The organism is Microbacterium sp. ET2, assembly GCF_030347395.1.
Lineage (GTDB): Bacteria > Actinomycetota > Actinomycetes > Actinomycetales > Microbacteriaceae > Microbacterium > Microbacterium albipurpureum.
Genome location: NZ_CP128170.1, coordinates 628,489 through 646,222 on the forward strand (window position 1 = coordinate 628,489; position 17,734 = coordinate 646,222).

The 17,734-nt window shown below is 69.1% G+C and carries 15 protein-coding genes, 2 tRNA genes and 1 pseudogene; 7 read left to right on the plus strand and 11 right to left on the minus strand.

The genetic code is table 11. The features are described 5' to 3' along the window. The first annotated feature begins 138 nt into the window (after positions 1-138). The 4 genes from pstS to pstB all read left to right on the plus strand — a co-directional run bounded on the left by pstS (position 139) and on the right by pstB (position 4,221). Entirely contained in the window at positions 139-1,248 is a 1,110-nt protein-coding gene (gene pstS / locus QSU92_RS03095) for a phosphate ABC transporter substrate-binding protein PstS (protein WP_289264741.1), read from the plus strand. Between the two features lie 88 nt (positions 1,249-1,336). Further along, the gene (gene pstC / locus QSU92_RS03100; RefSeq protein ID WP_289264742.1) at positions 1,337-2,290 is read left to right on the plus strand and encodes a phosphate ABC transporter permease subunit PstC; all 954 of its coding nucleotides are present in this window, start codon (positions 1,337-1,339) and stop codon (positions 2,288-2,290) included. Position 2,291: 1 nt separating this feature from the next. Further along, positions 2,292-3,413 (plus strand): phosphate ABC transporter permease PstA, encoded by a 1,122-nt coding sequence (gene pstA / locus QSU92_RS03105; RefSeq protein WP_289264743.1) that lies wholly within the window; start codon positions 2,292-2,294, stop codon positions 3,411-3,413. A 28-nt stretch (positions 3,414-3,441) separates the two neighbouring features. Then, entirely contained in the window at positions 3,442-4,221 is a 780-nt protein-coding gene (gene pstB, locus QSU92_RS03110) for a phosphate ABC transporter ATP-binding protein PstB (RefSeq protein WP_289264744.1), read from the plus strand. A 130-nt stretch (positions 4,222-4,351) separates the two neighbouring features. Here the strand turns inward: pstB and QSU92_RS03115 are convergent, their stop codons facing one another. The 4 genes from QSU92_RS03115 to sigK form a co-directional block, all read right to left on the minus strand. Beyond that, positions 4,352-5,236 carry an aminotransferase class IV gene (locus QSU92_RS03115; protein WP_289264745.1) on the minus strand — a complete coding sequence of 295 codons (885 nt, stop codon included), beginning with the start codon at positions 5,234-5,236 and terminating at the stop codon, positions 4,352-4,354. Between the two features lie 161 nt (positions 5,237-5,397). Further along, complete coding sequence (locus QSU92_RS03120) at positions 5,398-6,036, minus strand: DNA-directed RNA polymerase subunit beta (protein WP_289264747.1); 639 nt, start codon at positions 6,034-6,036, stop codon at positions 5,398-5,400. A 40-nt stretch (positions 6,037-6,076) separates the two neighbouring features. Then, the gene (locus tag QSU92_RS03125; RefSeq protein ID WP_289264748.1) at positions 6,077-6,922 is read right to left on the minus strand and encodes an anti-sigma factor; all 846 of its coding nucleotides are present in this window, start codon (positions 6,920-6,922) and stop codon (positions 6,077-6,079) included. Then, positions 6,919-7,518, minus strand: a complete 600-nt coding sequence (gene sigK, locus QSU92_RS03130) for an ECF RNA polymerase sigma factor SigK (RefSeq protein ID WP_289264749.1) — start codon at positions 7,516-7,518, stop codon at positions 6,919-6,921. Before sigK ends, QSU92_RS03125 begins: the two co-directional genes overlap by 4 nt. A gap of 206 nt (positions 7,519-7,724) precedes the next feature. Here sigK and QSU92_RS03135 point away from each other — a divergent pair, with 206 nt between their 5' ends. The 3 genes from QSU92_RS03135 to QSU92_RS03145 all read left to right on the plus strand — a co-directional run bounded on the left by QSU92_RS03135 (position 7,725) and on the right by QSU92_RS03145 (position 10,310). Further along, a complete protein-coding gene (locus tag QSU92_RS03135; protein ID WP_124293827.1) occupies positions 7,725-8,396 on the plus strand; it encodes a fasciclin domain-containing protein in 672 nt (223 codons plus the stop codon). Positions 8,397-8,538: 142 nt separating this feature from the next. After that, positions 8,539-8,611, plus strand: a tRNA-Lys gene (locus QSU92_RS03140). Between the two features lie 76 nt (positions 8,612-8,687). Then, a complete protein-coding gene (locus QSU92_RS03145; protein WP_289264750.1) occupies positions 8,688-10,310 on the plus strand; it encodes a serine/threonine-protein kinase in 1,623 nt (540 codons plus the stop codon). Position 10,311: 1 nt separating this feature from the next. On the opposite strand, the pseudogene QSU92_RS03150 reads toward QSU92_RS03145, so the two are convergent. The 7 genes and pseudogenes from QSU92_RS03150 to topA all read right to left on the minus strand — a co-directional run bounded on the left by QSU92_RS03150 (position 10,312) and on the right by topA (position 17,729). Beyond that, positions 10,312-10,889: pseudogene (locus QSU92_RS03150) on the minus strand (isochorismatase family protein). A 49-nt stretch (positions 10,890-10,938) separates the two neighbouring features. After that, positions 10,939-11,349, minus strand: a complete 411-nt coding sequence (locus QSU92_RS03155) for a hypothetical protein (RefSeq protein ID WP_289264751.1) — start codon at positions 11,347-11,349, stop codon at positions 10,939-10,941. A gap of 59 nt (positions 11,350-11,408) precedes the next feature. Continuing rightward, positions 11,409-11,484 (minus strand) — tRNA-Thr (locus QSU92_RS03160). 71 nt (positions 11,485-11,555) lie between these two features. Further along, positions 11,556-13,115, minus strand: coding sequence for an alpha/beta hydrolase (locus tag QSU92_RS03165; RefSeq protein WP_422880411.1), 1,560 nt, complete (start codon positions 13,113-13,115; stop codon positions 11,556-11,558). Beyond that, positions 13,112-14,278: a DNA polymerase III subunit delta' gene (locus QSU92_RS03170; protein WP_289264752.1), complete on the minus strand. Its 1,167-nt coding sequence runs from the start codon at positions 14,276-14,278 to the stop codon at positions 13,112-13,114. The genes QSU92_RS03165 and QSU92_RS03170 overlap by 4 nt, the downstream gene beginning before the upstream one ends. 47 nt (positions 14,279-14,325) lie before the next feature. Beyond that, positions 14,326-14,961, minus strand: coding sequence for a dTMP kinase (tmk, locus tag QSU92_RS03175; protein WP_289265800.1), 636 nt, complete (start codon positions 14,959-14,961; stop codon positions 14,326-14,328). Between the two features lie 71 nt (positions 14,962-15,032). Continuing rightward, positions 15,033-17,729: a type I DNA topoisomerase gene (gene topA / locus QSU92_RS03180; RefSeq protein WP_333783461.1), complete on the minus strand. Its 2,697-nt coding sequence runs from the start codon at positions 17,727-17,729 to the stop codon at positions 15,033-15,035. Positions 17,730-17,734: the final 5 nt, after the last annotated feature.

The following is a 17,734-nucleotide window of genomic DNA, read 5'->3' on the forward strand; positions in this document are numbered from 1 at the left end:
CGCGACCGGCCGTTTCCGGGTGCGGCCCGTTCACCTGCCGTTCACCGTCCCAGCGCACTCTCTTAAGAGTCGATGCTTAGCGTGCCCTGCGGACCCTGCACCGGGCATCCATCACCCCGAACCCGAAGGATTCACACAGTGAAGATCTCTCGCATTGCCCAGTTGGGCGCCGTCGCGGCTGTCGCGGCGCTCACGCTCACCGCCTGCGCCGCCAACGAGGGCACCACCTCCGGTGGCGACAGCTCCGACGCACCTGCCGAGTCGAGCCTCTCGGGCAACCTCGTCGGCTCCGGCGCCTCGTCGCAGGAGGTCGCTGTTCAGGCGTGGTCGGCCGGCTTCCAGGGCGCGAACCCCGACGTGACGGTCAACTACGACCCCTCGGGCTCCGGCGCCGGGCGCGACTCGTTCCAGGCCGGCGCGGTCGCCTTCGCCGGCTCCGACCGCGCATTCACCGCCGACGAGATCGCCGAGGGCCCCTTCGACGGCTGCGTCGAGGGCACCGGCATCATCGAGCTCCCCTCCTACATCTCGCCGATCGCCGTCATCTTCAACCTCGAGGGCGTCGAGGAGCTGAACATGGATGCCGCGACCATCGCGGGCATCTTCGCGGGCACCATCACCAACTGGAACGACCCGGCCATCGCCGCGCTGAACGAGGGCGTCGAACTCCCCGACCAGGTGATCACTCCCGTCCACCGCGCCGACGACTCGGGTACCACCGAGAACTTCACCGACTACCTCTACCAGGCCGCGCCCGACGTGTGGACCTACGAGCCCGACGGCGTGTGGCCGCTCGAGTCCGGTGAGGGCGCGCAGGGCACCTCGGGTGTCGTCGCCGCCGTCGAGGGTGGCGTGGGAACGATCGGCTACGCTGACGCGTCGCGCGCCGAGGGCTTCGGCCAGGTGGCCGTCCAGGTCGGCGAGGAGTTCGTCGCCTTCTCGCCCGAGGCTGCTGCCGCCATCGTCGACGCCTCGCCCCGCGAGGACGGCCGCACCGACGGCGACCTCGCGATCGCCCTGGACCGCACCCCTGACGAGGCCGCTTACCCGATCGTTCTGGTCAGCTACATGATCGCGTGCGAGGAGTACACCGACGCTGCCCAGGCGCCGCTGGTGAAGGGCTTCCTCGAGTACGTCATCAGCCCCGAGGGCCAGGACGAGGCGGCCGCCGCGGCCGGCTCCGCCCCGATCTCGGACACCCAGCGTGAGAACATGCAGGCCGCGATCGACCTGATCGTCACCGAGTGACACCATGGTGTCCGGCCCGCTTCGGCGGGCCGGACACCGCTTCTCTCCTCGCGAGAGAAAACGACCGCACAACCGAGAACAGGATGAGATGACCACTCTGGCTCCTCCGGCGGCTGACAGCCGCGCGAAGCCGAAGCAGCGGCCCGGCGACCGCTGGTTCTCGGGAACAGCACTCTTCGCCGGCTCGATGATCCTCGTGACCCTCGCCGCGGTCGCGATCTTCCTCATCGTCCAGTCGATCCCGGGCATCACGGCCACGAGCGAGAACGCCTCCGTCCTCACCTCCACCTTCTGGAATTACGTCTGGCCCCTCGCCTTCGGCACGCTCTGGGCCTCTCTCCTGGCCCTCCTGATGGCCGTCCCCCTCTCGGTGTCCGTCGCGTTGTTCATCTCGCACTACGCACCTCGGCGCCTGGCTCAGACGCTCGGCTACATCGTCGACCTGCTCGCCGCGGTTCCCTCGGTCGTCTTCGGTCTCTGGGGCATCCTGGTGCTGGCGCCCGCCGTCCAGCCGGTCTACAGCTGGCTCGTCGACAACGCCGGCTGGTTCCCGCTCTTCGCCGGCCCCGTCTCGGGCACCGGCCGTACGATCTTCACCGCCGCGATGGTGCTGGCGGTCATGGTGACCCCGATCATCACCGCCATCTGCCGCGAGATCTTCTTGCAGACCCCGGTCCTCCACGAGGAGGCCGCGCTCGCCCTGGGCGCGACCCGCTGGGAGATGGTGCGCATGGCCGTCTTCCCGTTCGGTCGCTCCGGCATCGTCTCGGCCTCGATGCTCGGACTCGGGCGCGCGCTCGGTGAGACGATGGCGGTGGCCCTGGTCCTCTCCGCCACCGGTGTGATCACGTTCGAGCTGTTCACCTCGGTGAACCCGAGCACGATCCCCGCGAACATCGCCCTCACCTTCCCCGAGGCCTACGGCGTCAACGTGAACGTCCTCATCGCCACCGGCCTGATCCTCTTCATCGTCACCTTCGCCGTCAACGCACTCGCCCGCTGGATCGTCAGCCGGCGCAAGGAATTCTCGGGAGCGAACTGACATGGCCATCACCTCCGCTCCTCCCACCGAGTCCGAGTCCGAGTCCCCCTCGGCACGGCAGGTTATCCCCGACCAGCGCATCACGACGGGGCGCCTGCCGAAGTGGGCCCCGTGGGGCATCCTCGGCGCCAGCATCCTGCTCAGCCTGATCTTCTTCGGCATCCTCGCCCTCGCACCCGAGGGAAGCTTCAACATCGCGGGATTCGCGGTCGTCGCAGCACTGGCCTACCTTGTCCTCATCACCGTCGTGTCGAGCGTCGTCGAGGGGCGCCGGAAGGCCGTCGACCGCCTCGTCACGGGCGTCGTCACGACCGCGTTCGCGATCGCGATGGTGCCCCTCGTGTCGCTGGCGTTCACCGCGGTGGTCAGCGGTGTCGCCGGGATCTCGGCGGAGTTCTTCAGCTCGTCGATGCGCAACGTCGTCGGTGAGGGAGGCGGTGCGCTCCACGCGATCGTCGGTACGCTTCTGATCACCGGTGCCGCGGCCATCATCTCCATTCCCATCGGGGTCTTCACGGCGATCTACCTCGTCGAATACGGAGAGGGCAAGCGTCTGGCGCGAGGAATCACCTTCCTCGTCGACGTCATGACCGGCATCCCCTCGATCGTGGCGGGACTGTTCGCGTACGCCCTGTTCGCGATCTTCTTCGGACAGGGCATCCGTCTCGGCATCATGGGCGCCATCGCCCTCTCGGTGCTCATGATTCCGGTCGTCGTCCGCTCCTGCGAGGAGATGCTCCGCCTCGTCCCGAACGAGTTGCGCGAGGCCTCCCTCGCCCTCGGCGTGCCGAAATGGCTGACCATCGCCAAGGTCGTCCTCCCCACGGCGATCGGCGGCATCGTCACCGGCATCATGCTCTCCATCGCCCGCGTCATCGGCGAGACGGCCCCGCTGCTCATCACGGCGGGGTTCACTACGAGCATGAACTACAACCTGTTCGAGGGCCGCATGATGACCCTTCCCGTGTTCACGTACACGCAGTACATGAACCAAGGCATCCCTGCCGAGGCGTACATCGACCGCGCGTGGGCCGCCGCTCTCGTCCTCATCCTGATCGTCATGGCCCTCAACATCGTCGCCCGCGTCATCGCGAGCTTCTACGCACCCGCCAAGGGCCGCTGACCCCTTCTCCACCCGAATCAGAGGAATCGTGTCCAAGAGCATCGAAGTCAACGACCTGAACGTCTACTACGGCGACTTCCTCGCCGTCGAGGGCGTCTCCCTCAACATCGAGCCGCGCAGCGTCACTGCGTTCATCGGCCCGTCCGGCTGCGGCAAGTCGACGTTCCTTCGCACCCTGAACCGCATGCACGAGGTCATCCCCGGCGCCCGGGTCGAAGGCGACGTGCTGCTCGACGGCGACAACCTGTACGGCTCGAACGTCGACCCAGTGCTGGTCCGCCGCCAGATCGGCATGGTCTTCCAGCGCCCGAACCCCTTCCCCACGATGTCGATCCGCGACAACGTGCTCGCCGGGGTGAAGCTGAACAACAAGCGGCTGTCGAAGTCCGACGCCGACGGCCTCGTCGAGAAGTCGCTGAAGGGCGCCAACCTCTGGAACGAGGTCAAGGACCGCCTCGATCGCCCCGGTTCCAGCCTCTCGGGCGGTCAGCAGCAGCGTCTGTGCATCGCGCGCGCGATCGCCGTGTCCCCGCAGGTGCTGCTGATGGACGAGCCCTGCTCGGCCCTCGACCCGATCTCCACCTACGCGATTGAGGAGCTCATCGCCGAGCTGAAGAACGAGTACACCGTCGTCATCGTCACGCACAACATGCAGCAGGCATCGCGTGTGTCGGACAAGACGGCGTTCTTCAACATCGCCGGCACCGGCAAGCCCGGCAAGCTCATCGAGTACGACGACACCACCTCCATCTTCACGACGCCCTCGGTGCAGGCCACCGAGGACTACGTCTCGGGTCGCTTCGGGTAAGCCCCTCAGACCTCCGCCGCGCGGCGCGCCCTGCTGGGGGGCTCGGCCCGTCGCGCGGCGAGAGTACCGTCGCGCGGCGAGAATTCGGTCGCGCGGCGAGAGTACTCTCACTCGCGCGGCGAGGGTACTCTCACTCGCGCGGCGAGAGCAGGTATTCGGTGATGGATGCGGTCAGGGCGGCGTCCATGGCGATCTCGCGGTCGTCCACCCCGACGATCGGTGCCGCGAGCCGAATGCTGGAGACCAGCCATCCGCTTTCCGCGCGTCGGAGCTGATCGACCGAGATGGTGTCGTACCCGACGTCGAAGCCTCGTCCGGCGAGGTACCTGAAGAGGCTCAGCTGCGTCGTGCCGTGGAGGATGCCGGCTGCCGGTTCGGGGGTGACGAAGCGGTCGCCGAATCGGAGGATGACCGACGCCGTCGGGGCCTCGAGGACGACGCCGTCGGACGACACGAAGACGGCGTCATCGGCGCCTCGGCGGTTCGCTTCACGTATCGCCGCCATGTTGACTGCGTACGACAGGGTCTTGGCTCCCAGGAGCAGCCAGGGTGCGCGGGCCGAGGCGCCACTGTCGACACCCCGGTCGAGGGTCACCACCCGCACGCCCTCGCGGCGGATCCGCGAGAAGTCCGGCGCGGGTGACGCCGTGACCCAGGCCGTGGGTGCGGGTCCATGATCGACGCCCCGGCTCAGGAGGAGCTTGATGACGTACTCCCCCGCCTCGCATCGCGACGCGATCTCGGCCACCGCCGCGCGCCACTGACCGGGATGCGGAGCCGGCAGATCGCAGAGACGTGCGGAATGCGCGAGGCGCTCCAGGTGCGCGGTGACCTCCTGCGGATGCCCGTCGACGACCCCGATGGATTCGAAGACACCGTCGCCGCGCTGCGCGCTCAGCTCGCCGAGGCTCAGGACCGGTCCTGCCGGATCGACAGCGGAGAGGGTGTCGGCGAAGTCGCTGCGGTCGTCATCTGATGCGACGGGGTCGATCAGCAGGGCGTGGCGCCGGGTCATCACTCGAGCCTAGGTCAGGGAACGGAGGTGGAGGGAATAGCCCGCGCGTGAGGTCGGTTAGACTCTTCTAGCCGGGCCGCAGTAACCCCGGGCTCCATCTTCTGCCGCTTCGAGCGGCCATGCGCCGAGAGGCGTTCTGCGGCCCGGCACTTCTCTGCCACTCAGGTGAGCGCGTCGCGGCGCCACAGGCCCGCGCAGGCGGAGAGATCGGCCGCGTAGTCGGTGAGACGCAGGGCCCGGGTCGTCAGCGCAGCGGCTCGGTCGGGTTCGGTTTTCTCGTAGTCATCCGCGAGATGGCTCGCTCCCGACGCCTGCACACGGCAGAAGGCCGCAGCCCGTTCGAGCGCGACGGCGAAGTCCCCCTGGAAGAGACCGCGCAGAAGCGTGTCCACGAGTTCGACGAGCTCGTCCGGCCCGGCAGGAGTCGGAGCGCCGGCGATGACCTCGTCGGCCGAGGCGAGCTCCACCCGCCCCCGCTCGTACAGCAGAGCGGCGGTGCGCGGGTCGTCATGGATCATGAGCTGCAGGAGGTACAGGCGCCAGAGCGCGCCGGGCAGACTTTTCGCGGGGGCGTGGGACCACAGCTCGGCGATGTCGTCGATCCCGTGGTGATCGGTGAATGCCACGAGGCGATCCACGATCTCAGCCGTGGGTTCCGAACGCACGCGAGTCAGCAGCGCCTGCGCGGTGGAGTGGGCCACCCGGGAGACTTCGGCGGGATCGCGCGACGCGAACACGCGATCGAACAACTCCGCGGGGCGGCGCACCGGCTTGTGGAATTCCCTCGATCCGTCACTCACCCGCACCACGCTACCCCCGTCTCCTGACGGAGGGCCGGTCTCAGGCGTCGGTGGCGATCGCGATCAGGGGGTCGGAGGTGGGCAGGCCCGTCGGCGAACCGCCCTCCGGCTCGATGGACATCGCGATGGTGTCGCCCTGTTCGAAGCTCGCCTCCAGCAGGGCGACGGCCTCGCCTCCGGATGCCGGCTCGAAGGTTCCCGCAGAGGTCACGTCATCGCCCCGGAGGACCCAGAGTTCGAAGACCTGGTCATCGGTGAGCTGCGGCAGGCCGTCGGTGACGACGACCGCCTGCTCGAGCGAGGGCGACCAGCGGGCGGTCACGACACCGCCGTCGGCGGCCTCCGCGGTCACCGACGCCGCGTCGGGTGCGCCCTCGATGGCCGCGAGCGCCACCTGGGCGGGAGTCCTGTTGAGATACTCGTTCACCGACGCGGCGCCGAACCCGAGCGCGACGAGGAGGACGAAGCTGGCCGCCAGGGCGAGCAGACCGCGTGTCCATCGGCGCCGGATGACGGCGACCGCTCCCGTCGTGGCTGGGTGGGCGTCGTCGACGTCCGTGCGCGGGGAGGCGGACTCGGTAGCATCCGAGGTCTCAGGATCGGGGATGTTCTGCACCGCCGCCAGGAGGCCGGTGGCCGAGGAGATCTCGGTCACGCTGTCGGCGCCGCCGGAGATCTGCCTCATGAGCAGGTCGCGCACGGAAGGCGGCGGGGCGACGGCAGGCGCCAGGTCGGCGAGGAGCGCAGCGGACGCGAGAGCGTCGTCGACGTGGTGAGCCCACTCGGGATGTGCGCTCCGCGCCTTCTCGAACGCCCGCGCATCGTCAGGAGCCAGCGCGTCGAGCGCGAAGCCGGCCGCGAGCTCGGCGAATTCCTGTTCGTTCACGTTGTCACCCCCATCTCCACGCGCAGTCGCGAGAGACCGTCCCGCATCCTGGTCTTGATCGTTCCGAGCGGCGCTCCCACGAGTGCCGCGATTTCGCTCTGACTGTAACCACCGAAATACGCGAGGGTCAGTGCCTCCCGCTGCGCATTCGGCAGGGTTTCGAGCGCTCGATTGACTTTCTCTGCTTCCAGGCGCAGCTCCACGTGCTCGGAAACCGTGTCGTGGGCGACCCCGAGGTCGCGATAGCCCACGCGGATGTCGCGATCCGAACTCGACTGCGACGACCGGACCCGATCGACCGCGCGGCGATGTGCAATCGTCAGCACCCACGTTCTGCCCTGACCCTTGTTCGGGACGAAGCGGGAAGCGGATTGCCAGACTTCGAGGAAGACCTCCTGCAGCACCTCTTCGCTCTGAGACCGGTCGACGAGCACGCGCAGGATCAGACCGAACACCCGCGGCGAGAGCATGTCATACAGCTGCGTGAAGGCGTCGGCATCGCCCTGAGCGACCTGCTGGAGGAGATCGCCGACGTGGTCGGCGTGCGGTTCATCCTCGCGCACGTCCGCTCCGTCGATCACCACATCCAACAGCATGCCGTACTCCCCTCGGAATCCCGATTCCGGCGCTCGGTCGACACCTGTTCGTTGCGGAGCATCCAGCGGTTTGCCAGAACACGACGTCGCGTTCATCCCATCCGATCCGGGAGGGGTTCCGAACGACCCGTTGTACCCGCTGAACCCAGTGGGGTCCCTGCACCAGGGATGCGGCCCGTGCCGCTTCGACTATCAGGAGGAACGCAATGTCACGCAAGACTCGTCTCACCGCCGGTCTTTCCCTCGCCTTCGCTGCGACGCTCGCTCTGAGCGCCTGTTCGTCCGGCGCCGGCACCGCGGAAGACACCATGGAGCCCTCGATGGAGCCGTCGACAGAGGCTTCGTCCCCCGCAATGGAAGAGGACATGGCCATGGACCCGGCCGCCAACCTCGTCGGCCCCGGCTGCGAGGCCTACGCCGAGCAGGTGCCCGACGGCGCCGGCTCGATCGAGGGCATGTCGACCGAGCCCGTCGCAGTGGCGGCATCCAACAACCCGCTGCTGAGCACCCTCGTGCAGGCTGTCAGCGGCCAGCTCAACCCCGAGGTCGACCTCGTCGACACGCTGAACGGCGACGAGTTCACGGTGTTCGCACCGGTCAACGACGCGTTCGCTGCGCTCGACCCGGCAACCCTCGAGTCGCTGCAGACCGACACCGCCGGCCTGACCTCGATCCTCACCTACCACGTGGTCCCCGGCCAGCTGTCGCCCGACGAGGTCGTCGGCACCCAGACCACGGTCCAGGGCGCTGATCTCGAGGTGACCGGCTCGGGTGACGAGCTCATGGTCAACCAGGCGAGCGTGATCTGCGGTGGCGTCGTCACCGCCAACGCCACGGTCTACCTGATCGACTCGGTCCTGACGCCGCCGGCTCAGTGATCTGATGCTCCCGGCCGTATCTGGGGTGCGACCGGGTGAATGGGGCGGCGTGACCGCCGGTGCCGAGCGAGGTTGGCACCGGCGGTCGCGTCGTTAAGGGTTGGGTGATCTCTGCGCCACGACACCGTTAGGCTGGAATCGCGGGCCTCTAGCTCAGTCGGTAGAGCATCGGACTTTTAATCCGCGGGTCGTGGGTTCGAGCCCCACGGGGCCCACCGCATCCCCCTGCACGGTCGGCGCGATCCGTCAAGGGCCCTGGGGTGGAACTTCTCCCCGCGTACCGTTTCAGGTATGTCGTCACCGGCCGAACCCCCCTTGCTGTCGGGGCGTTATCGCATCGGTGAGTGCATCGGCGAGGGCGGGATGGCGCGGGTCTACCGTGCCGAGGACGTCGCTCTCGGGCGCACCGTCGCCATCAAGCGGATGCGCGGATCCATCGACGACGATCAGCCGCGCGTCCGCTCCGAGATGCGACTTCTCGCCGGCCTCAGCCACCCCTCGCTCGTCACCCTCCTGGACGCGCATCTCGGCGACGACACTCGTGGGGGCGACGGCGATTTCCTCGTGATGGAATACGTCGAGGGCCCGACCTTGGCCCAGTGTCTGAGCGGCGGCCCGTTGCCTCCGGCGACGGCTGCGGCTCTGACGATGGACCTCGCGGATGCGCTGCACACGGTGCACGACGCAGGAATCGTCCACCGCGACATCAAGCCGTCCAACATCCTCCTGTCCCCCTCGCCGCTGCCGATGCGGCAGTTCCGCGCCAAGCTCGCCGACTTCGGCATCGCGTATCTCCATGACAGCGCGCGGATCACCTCCCCCGGCCTCGTGCTGGGGACTGCCGCCTACCTCGCTCCCGAACAGGTCAGGGGCGACGCACCCACCCCGGCGGTCGACGTGTTCTCGCTGGGCCTCGTGGTGATCGAGGCGCTCACCGGCCTCCGCGCGTATCGACACGGCACGGGCGCCGAAGCCCTCGTGGCGCGGTTGGCGTCTGCGCCCGCCATCCCTCCCGACCTCGACGACGGATGGCGCGAGCTCCTCGTGGCCATGACCTCGCTCGACCCCCGGGACCGCCCGAGCGCCCTGGATGTCGCTGTTGCCGCATCCGCTCTCACCAGTACCGGTGTGATGATCGCCATGCCACCGGCAGCACCTGCTTCCGCGCCCGCGCCGTCGGGCGACCTTGTTCTTCAGCACGACACGTCGGACCGCGATCTCGACACCTCCGAGATTCCGGCCACCATGCCGACCGCGTTCCCCGCCGCTGCGACGGCACATCAGGCGCCGACGCCGGTGAAGAACGCCCCGAGTCGTCGCACGACTCGCACCGAACGCACCCGACGGTCGCGCCGGATGACGGCCCTCTGGGGCGCGGCCGCCGTGGCCACCCTGCTGGTCGTCGGGGTCGTCAGCGCGCTCTCCGGCGCATTCGGGACCGCCGGATCGTTGACCCCCGTGGTTTCCGAACCGACGCCCGCGCGGACCCTGCCCGCTCCGAACCCCACCGAGGAGACGGCGGAGAATGCGGGCACCGCTCCGGCCACGGTGCTGGACTCGGTGCCGGCATCGGACACCGAGCTTCGGACGGATGACGCGCCCGTCGCGGATCCGCAGACACCGCCCGCCCCCGCGGCGACCCCGCGTCCGATCGAATCGGCGGGGACGGCGCACCCGCGGCCCACCCCCACCGCCCCTCGCGACGACGCCGACGACGAGGGCGAGACGGCTCCGTCGCCGACACCCTCGTCACCCGCCCCCGGCCCGACCCAGACGGGGCCGGAGGAGAACGAGGCGCCAGGAGTCGGCGCCGGCAACGGGGCCGGCAATGGCAACGGTCCCGGTGATGCCCCGGGTATCCCGGACTGGCTCCGCCCGCCCCCCTTCGACCGCGAGTCGGGCTCGCGCAGCTGACTCAGCCCTGCGAAGCAACGAGCTCGGCGCCGGCGCGGGAGATCTCGTCGAGCGCTCGCGCGCTGGAGTCCGGGTGGACGCCGGCGATGAGGTCGGTCAGCACCCTCACCCGCCGCCCAGCGGCGAGTGCATCCAGAGCGGAGGCCCGCACGCAGTAGTCCGTCGCGATCCCTGCGACATCGATGTCGACGATGCCGTGCGAATCGAGCAGCTGGGCCGCCGTGGTGCCGTCCTCCGCATGCCCTTCGAACAGCGAATAGGCGGGCCGGCCCTGCCCCTTCTTCAGATGATGGGTGACCTCCGACTCATCGAACAGCTCGTCGTACTCCGCGCCGTACGTGCCGGCGACGCAGTGCGGCGGCCACGTGTCGACGAAATCCGGTGCGTCGGAGAAGTGGCCGCCGTTGTCGTTGTCGGGGTCGTGCCAGTCACGGGACGCCACGATCAGCGCGTAGTCATCCGCGTGCCGGGCGAGGAACGCCGTCACCCGTGCTGCGACCTCGTCTCCCCGGTCACGCCGAGCGCGCCCCGCTCGGTGAAGTCGTTCTGCAGATCGACGATGAAAAGCGCCCGGGTCATGCTTCGAGCCTACGACGGGGGGTGCCCGTTCGGGCGAGGCGCCTCCGCGTCATCCGGCCGTGAACAGCAGGATCCAGGAGATCACGAGGGCGAGGAGGCCGAGCGCGGCGAGACCCACCCCGAACCAGGCGACGAAGCGCACGAGCGGCGATCCCCTGGTCAGCCGCATCCGTCCGGGAGAGTCACGGCGGGCGAACGCCGAAGCGGAGTCCTGACCCTCCAGCGCACGGAGCTGCTCGGGCGTGAGGTGCGCCTCGCCGACCTCGCCGTCCGATCCGAACCACCGGGCGATCCGGCCACCCTCGTCATCGTCGTCGATCATGACGGTGACCGGCTCCCACGTGCCGTCGGCGAGGGCGAGGATTGCCGCGACCAGCAGCACGACACCGCCGAGGCCCAGTCCCACCCAGCTGAAGATCTCCAGCACCGCGTTCACCGCGGTGTCGGCAGAGGTGGTCACTCCGTGAGTTTATTCGGCGCGCTGAGCCGCAAGGACCAGGAGCGGAGCCGATCGGATTGTGGAGCCACCTAAGGGAATCGAACCCTTGACCTATTCATTACGAGTGAATCGCTCTGCCGACTGAGCTAAGGTGGCGCGCGTCGCTCGCGCGATGCACGATCACCGATCTTACAGCCTCGTCGGGCACGGGGCGAACCGTGCCGCGGCTACTCGCAGCGCAGCCCGTCCTCGGGAACCACACCGTCGACGAGGTACGACTCCACAGCGGAGTCGACGCAGGCGTTGCCCTTGTTGTACCCGGTGTGGCCTTCCCCGACGCGCGTCACGAGAACCCCGGAGGCGAGCTGATCGGCGAGCGCCACCGACCACTCGTACGGGGTCGCCGGATCATTGGTCGTGCCGACCACGACGATGGGGGCGGCGCCTTCGGCGGTGATCGCCTCACGCACTCCCGTCGGCGGGTAGGGCCACACGTCGCACGGATCAGGTCCGGCCCAGTAGGGAGCGACGGTCGGGGCCTCGATCTCCAGTCGGGCTTGCGCAGCCTCTTCGTCGGCGTCGAAGGTGGGATCCTCGGGGTAGTCCATGCAGTTGTACGCACGGAAGGCCTCCGTGGAGTTGTCGAGGTACTGGCCCTCCTGACGGCCGTTGTAGAAGTCCGCCAGCACGAAGGCGAACTCCGGATCGCCTTGCAGCACGTCGCTGAGCGCGTTGGTGAGGAACGTCCAGTTGTCGCGGGAGTATAGGGCAGCCACGATGGCCGTGGTCAGCGCATCCGCGTTCAGCTCACGCCCGTCGGAAGCGATGAGCGGCGCAGCGTCGGCGCTGGCCAGCAGCGCACCCAGGTCGGCCATCGCCTCGTCCAGCGACCCCCGGAAGGGGCAGTCGTCGCTCGTCAGGCAGTCGGTCATGTACGCCCGCAATGCCGACTCGAACCCGATCGCCTGCGTCGTGCTGACATCGAAGCCCGACGCCGCGGGGTCGATCGCCCCGTCGAGCACGAGACGGCCCACCCGCTCGGGATAGAGCTTGGCGTAGGTGGCGCCGAGGAACGTGCCGTACGAATAGCCGAGATAGTTCAGCTGCTCGTCGCCGAGGACCGCGCGCAGAAGGTCCATGTCGCGGGCCGCGTTCTCGGTGGTGATGTGCGGAAGGATGCCGCCGCTGTTCGCCTCGCACGCCTCTGCGAACCCCTCGTGAAGGTCGAGCCACTCCTGGGTCCATGCGTCGCTGCCGCGCGGGGCGGAGACGTCGGGGTAGAGGTAGGCGTCCATCTGCGGGGCGTCGTAGCAACGCACGGCGGTGGACTCCCCCACCCCGCGCGGGTCGAATCCGATGACGTCGAAGCGCTGCTGCAGCTGCTGTCCGACGGCGAACCCCAGGGAGTCGCGGATGAGGGAGACGCCACTCGCGCCCGGCCCGCCGGGGTTGGTCAGAAGGGAGCCGATCGCCTCGCCCCCGGTCGCCCGATGGCGGACGACGGAGAGCTGGATGTCGCCGGCCGACGGGTCGCTCCAGTCCAGGGGAGCCCGCACCATGGTGCAGTCGAAGCCGTCGCCGCAGTCGCTCCATGTCAGCGTCTGCTCGTAGAACGGCAGGAGCTCTTGATCGACCCCCTCCGTGTCCGGGGTCGGACTCGCCGTCGACGTCGGCCGGGTCTCGGGGATCAGCGAGTACACACACCCCGACAGCACCAGCGTCATAGCGACGACGGTGGCGAGCGCCGCGGCGACGCGGCGGCGGAGGCGAGAGGGTGCGGGGGTCACGGGGTCCTTCCGGTGGCGACGGTGATCAACATGCTCTCGATGGCCAGGGTCGGAGCGACGTTCTGCTCGAGATTGCGCCGGGTCTCGGAGATCTGGTCCAGCACGACGAGCGTGCGCGAGGGTTGCCACTGATCGGCGAGAGCACGGATGTCATCGGAGAATTCGCGATTGATCATGTCGTCCTCCCGGCCGAACTGCCGCATGAGGACGTCGCGGAATAAGGACTGCAGATCGGTCAGGACGCGATCGATGCCGTCTCGCAGGCTCCTGGTCGCCCGACGCTTCTGGTCGTCCTCCAGCGCAGACAGCTGGCTGCGCACGGCGGGCGGCACAGGAGCTCCCTCGGGGATGCCGAGGGTGCGTCGCAACTGCAGACGCTCGGCCTCGTCGCGCTCGGCGCTGAGCGCCTTGGCGTCATCGGTGGCCGCCGCGACGATGCGCGCGGCCGCATCGACCGCGCCCCCCACGCCGCGGACGGAGAGGACGCCCGCGAGGGTCTCGGCGCGACGCCTGCGCGCCGCGTCGTCGCTCGCCAGGCGCTGGGCCATGCCGATGTGCCTTTGAGCGTGCCGCGCCGACTGTTCGGCGATCTCGGGCGTCGCGCCGGTGCGGGCGGCGATGAGAGCGGCGACGTCGGCGACATCGGGCTCGCGGAGCCGCACGGTGCGGACCCGCGACCGGATCGTGGGAAGCAGGTCGGCGTCGCTCGGCGCGCACAGCACCCACACCGTGCGCTCGGGAGGCTCCTCCAGGGCCTTCAGCAGCACGTTCGAGGTGCGCTCGGCCATCCGATCCGCGTCCTCGACGACGATGACCCGATGCCGCCCGATCGAGGGCGCGAAATAGGCCCGCTCCACCAGCCGACGGGCCTCGTCGATGCGGATGATGACCTGCTCTGTGCGCAGCGCCGTGAGGTCGGGGTGGGTACCGGCGAGGACCTGGCCGATGGCGGCGTCATCGCCGGGTTCTGCGATCAGAGCGGCGGCGAACGCGTACGCGAGGGTCGATCGGCCCGATCCGGGCGGCCCGATGAGCAGCCACGCGTGCGTCATCGACGCGGGGTCGGCGGCCGCGGCCTGGAGGGCAGCCACCGCATCGGGCTGCCCCCACACGCCGCGCCACGGGTCGGTCGCGGTGCCGATCGTGGTCGCGCTGGCCTCCATGGGATTCAGCCTATTCTCCCCGCCCGACACCCCGGCTGGGGGGTTGCTCACGATGTGCGGGCGGCGAGCAGGGCGGCCACGCGCGTCCGCACGGCGGTCGCGATCTCATCCGCCGGCGCGGCGGCGTCGAGCACGAGGAAGCGTCCGGGCTCGGCGGCGGCGAGGGAGAGGAACTCGCTCCGCACCCGTGCGTGGAAGTCATCCTGCTCCGCCTCGAGCCGGTCGAACGGTTTGTCGTCGGCATCGCGTCGAGCGCGCGCCGCCGCGGGGTCGAGGTCGAGCAGCACCGTGAGATCGGGCAGGAGACCCTCGGTGGCCCAGAGCGACAGATCGCGCACTTCGCCGGAGCCGAGCACCCGGCCGGCACCCTGGTAGGCGACCGAGGAGTCGAGGTAGCGGTCTTGGATCACGACATCGCCGCGGGCGATCGCCGGACGCACCACCGTCGCGACATGATGGGCCCGGTCGGCGGCATACAGCAACGCCTCGGCACGCGGCGAGACGTCGCCGCGGTGATGCAGCACGATGTCCCGGATCAGGACCCCCACCTCGGTCCCGCCCGGTTCCCGGGTGCGGACCACCCGCCGACCGCGCTCGGTCAGCCACTCCTCGAGAAGCGCGGCCTGGGTGGTCTTTCCGGCACCGTCGCCGCCCTCGAGGGTGACGAAAAGTCCCGGAACCACGGGGAGCCCCGGGACTGCGGGGAGTCCGGATGACTCGGGCTCGCCCTCCGACGCCAGGGCGGCGCCCGAGCTCACTTCTTCTTCGCCGCGGGCTTGCGGGCGGTGGTGGTGCGGCGCGTCGTGCGTTTGGGCGCCGGGCCCTTCGCCCGCTTGTCGGCGATCAGCTGCACGGCGCGCTCGTAGGTGACATCCATCGCGTTCTCACCCCGGGGGATGGTCGCGTTCGTCTCCCCGTCGGTGACGTACGGTCCGAAGCGGCCGTCGCGCAGCTTGATGGGCTTGCCGCTCACCGGATCGTTGTCGAACTCCTTCAGCGCACTCGATGCCTTCCGTGCACCGTACTTCGGCTGCGCGTAGAGCGCCAGTGCCTGCTCGAGTGTGACGTCGAAGATCTGCTGCTCCGACTCCAGTGACCGTGAGTCGGTGCCCTTCTTCAGGTACGGGCCGAACCGGCCGTTCTGGGCGGTGATCGGCTCGCCCGACTCGGGATCCTCGCCGACCACGCGGGGAAGGTCGAGCAGGCGCAGCGCGGTCTCGAGGTCGATCGTGTCGGGGGACATCGACGCGAAGAGGGACGCGGTGCGGGGCTTGGGCGCCGTCTTGGCGGCATCCTTCCTGCCCTTCTTCGGAGCCTCCTCGATCACTTCTCCGGTGGCCTCGTCGACCTCGCCGGGCTCTTCGGGGTCGGTCTCCTCGATGTAGGGACCGAAGCGACCGTCCTTCACGACGACCAGCTTCCCGTTCGCCGGGTTCGTCCCGAGCACGCGGTTGCCCGCGACGGGGGCGTCGCGAAGCTCCTGCACCTTCTCGGGGGTGAGCTCGTCGGGCGCGAGGTCATCGGGGATGTTCACCCGGCGCGGCTCGGCCTCGGGCTGCTCGGGATCGGTGATCTCGAGATACGGCCCGAACTTGCCGAAACGCAGGGTGGCGGTGTCGGTGATGCGGGTGGAGTTGAGCTCGCGGGCGTCGATCTCGCCGAGGTTCTCGACGATGTTGCGCAGGCCCGGGTGCTCCTCGTTGCCGAAGTAGAAGGCACGGAGCCAATCGGTGCGACGCTGCTCGCCACGTGCGATGCGGTCGAGGTCGTCCTCGAGCGCAGCCGTGAAGTCGTAGTCGACCAGGTCGGCGAAGTGCTGTTCGAGCAGTCGCACGACGCTGAAAGCGAGCCAGCTGGGCACCAGCGCTTGTCCGCGCTTGCGCACGTAGCCGCGGTCGAGGATCACGTCGATGATGCTCGCGAACGTCGAGGGACGGCCGATCCCCTTCTCCTCGAGGGCCTTGACCAGGCTCGCCTCGGTGTAGCGCGGTTTCGGCGACGTCGCATGGCCCTTGGCTTCGATGTCGCGCAGGCGCACCAGGTCGCCGACGCTCAGCACGGGCAGGGACTGGTCGTCGCTGCGGTGGGCATCGCCCCGCTTCTCATCGGTCCCCTCCTCGTACGCCTCGAGGAACCCCTTGAAGGTGTAGACGGTGCCCGACGCGGTGAACTCCGCGCGCTGGACCGCGCCGTCGACCGAGACATCCGCGGTGATGGTCACCGTGGTCGTCTCGTACTTGGCGTCGGACATCTGGCTGGCGATGGTTCGCTTCCAGATGAGGTCGTACATGCGCAGCTCGTCGCGATCGAGCTGATCCTTGACCGACGAGGGCGTGCGGAAGTCCTCGCCCGAGGGACGGATCGCCTCGTGCGCCTCCTGGGCGTTCTTGCTGTTGTTGCGATACGCGCGGGGATTGGCGGGCACCGCCTTGTCGCCGTACAGGCTGACCGCCTGCGCACGAGCCGCCGTGACCGCCTGGGCCGACAGCGCCGTGGAGTCGGTGCGCATATAGGTGATGTAGCCCTTCTCGTAAAGGCGCTGCGCCACGCCCATGGCGTGCTTCGCGCTCATCGAGAGCTTCCGCCCCGCCTCCTGCTGGAGGGTCGAGGTGGTGAAGGGCGGCTTGGGGCTGCGGGTGCCGGGCTTGGATTCGAGATTCGAGACGGATGCTTCACCAGCTGCCTCCAGCGCAGCGGCGAGGGCGCGCGCCCGCACCTCGTCGAGGACGACGACCGCCTTCTTCAACCGACCCGCGTCGTCGAAGTCGGTGCCGCGGGCGAGGGCGGCGCCGTCCAGGCGCGCGAGACGCGCGGTGAAGGGCTGCGCTCCGTCGGCGAGCGATCCCTTGACCGCTCCGGTCTCGACGTCCCAGTAGCTGGCGGTGACGAAGGCCATCCGCTCGCGTTCGCGGTCGACCACCATCCGAGTCGCCGCGGACTGCACACGACCGGCACTGAGCGCTGCGCCTTCCCGACCGCTTCCGACCTTGCGCCAGAGGACGGGCGAGACATCCCACCCGTAGAGCCGGTCGAGGACGCGCCGGGTCTCCTGGGCGTCGACGAGGGCGTGGTCGAGTTCGCGGGTGTTGTCGACGGCAGCGCGGATGGCGTCCTTCGTGATCTCGTGGAAGACCATGCGCTTGACGGGCACCTTGGGCTTGAGCACCTCGAGCAGGTGCCACGCGATCGCCTCGCCCTCGCGGTCCTCATCGGTGGCGAGGAGGACTTCGTCGGCCCCCTTCAACGCACGCTTGAGTTCGGCGACGGTCTTGGTCTTGCGGTCGTTCACGACATAGAGAGGATCGAAGTCGTTGTCGATGTCGATCGAGTACTTGCCGTACGCGGCCTTCTTGTCGGCCGGAATGTCCTTCTTGTTCGCCAGGTCGCGGATGTGCCCGACGGAGCTGAGCACCTCGTATCCGTCGCCGAGGTACCCCTGAATGGAGCGCATCTTCG

Coding starts and splice junctions, on each gene's coding strand:
- QSU92_RS03145 (WP_289264750.1), top strand. CDS start 8,688: ATGTCGTCACCGGCCGAACCCCCCTTGCTGTCGGGGCGTTATCGCATC.
- pstA (WP_289264743.1), top strand. CDS start 2,292: ATGGCCATCACCTCCGCTCCTCCCACCGAGTCCGAGTCCGAGTCCCCC.
- QSU92_RS03135 (WP_124293827.1), top strand. CDS start 7,725: ATGTCACGCAAGACTCGTCTCACCGCCGGTCTTTCCCTCGCCTTCGCT.
- topA (WP_333783461.1), bottom strand. CDS start 17,729: ATGCGCTCCATTCAGGGGTACCTCGGCGACGGATACGAGGTGCTCAGC.
- sigK (WP_289264749.1), bottom strand. CDS start 7,518: ATGCTGTTGGATGTGGTGATCGACGGAGCGGACGTGCGCGAGGATGAA.
- QSU92_RS03170 (WP_289264752.1), bottom strand. CDS start 14,278: ATGGAGGCCAGCGCGACCACGATCGGCACCGCGACCGACCCGTGGCGC.
- QSU92_RS03115 (WP_289264745.1), bottom strand. CDS start 5,236: ATGACCCGGCGCCACGCCCTGCTGATCGACCCCGTCGCATCAGATGAC.
- pstC (WP_289264742.1), top strand. CDS start 1,337: ATGACCACTCTGGCTCCTCCGGCGGCTGACAGCCGCGCGAAGCCGAAG.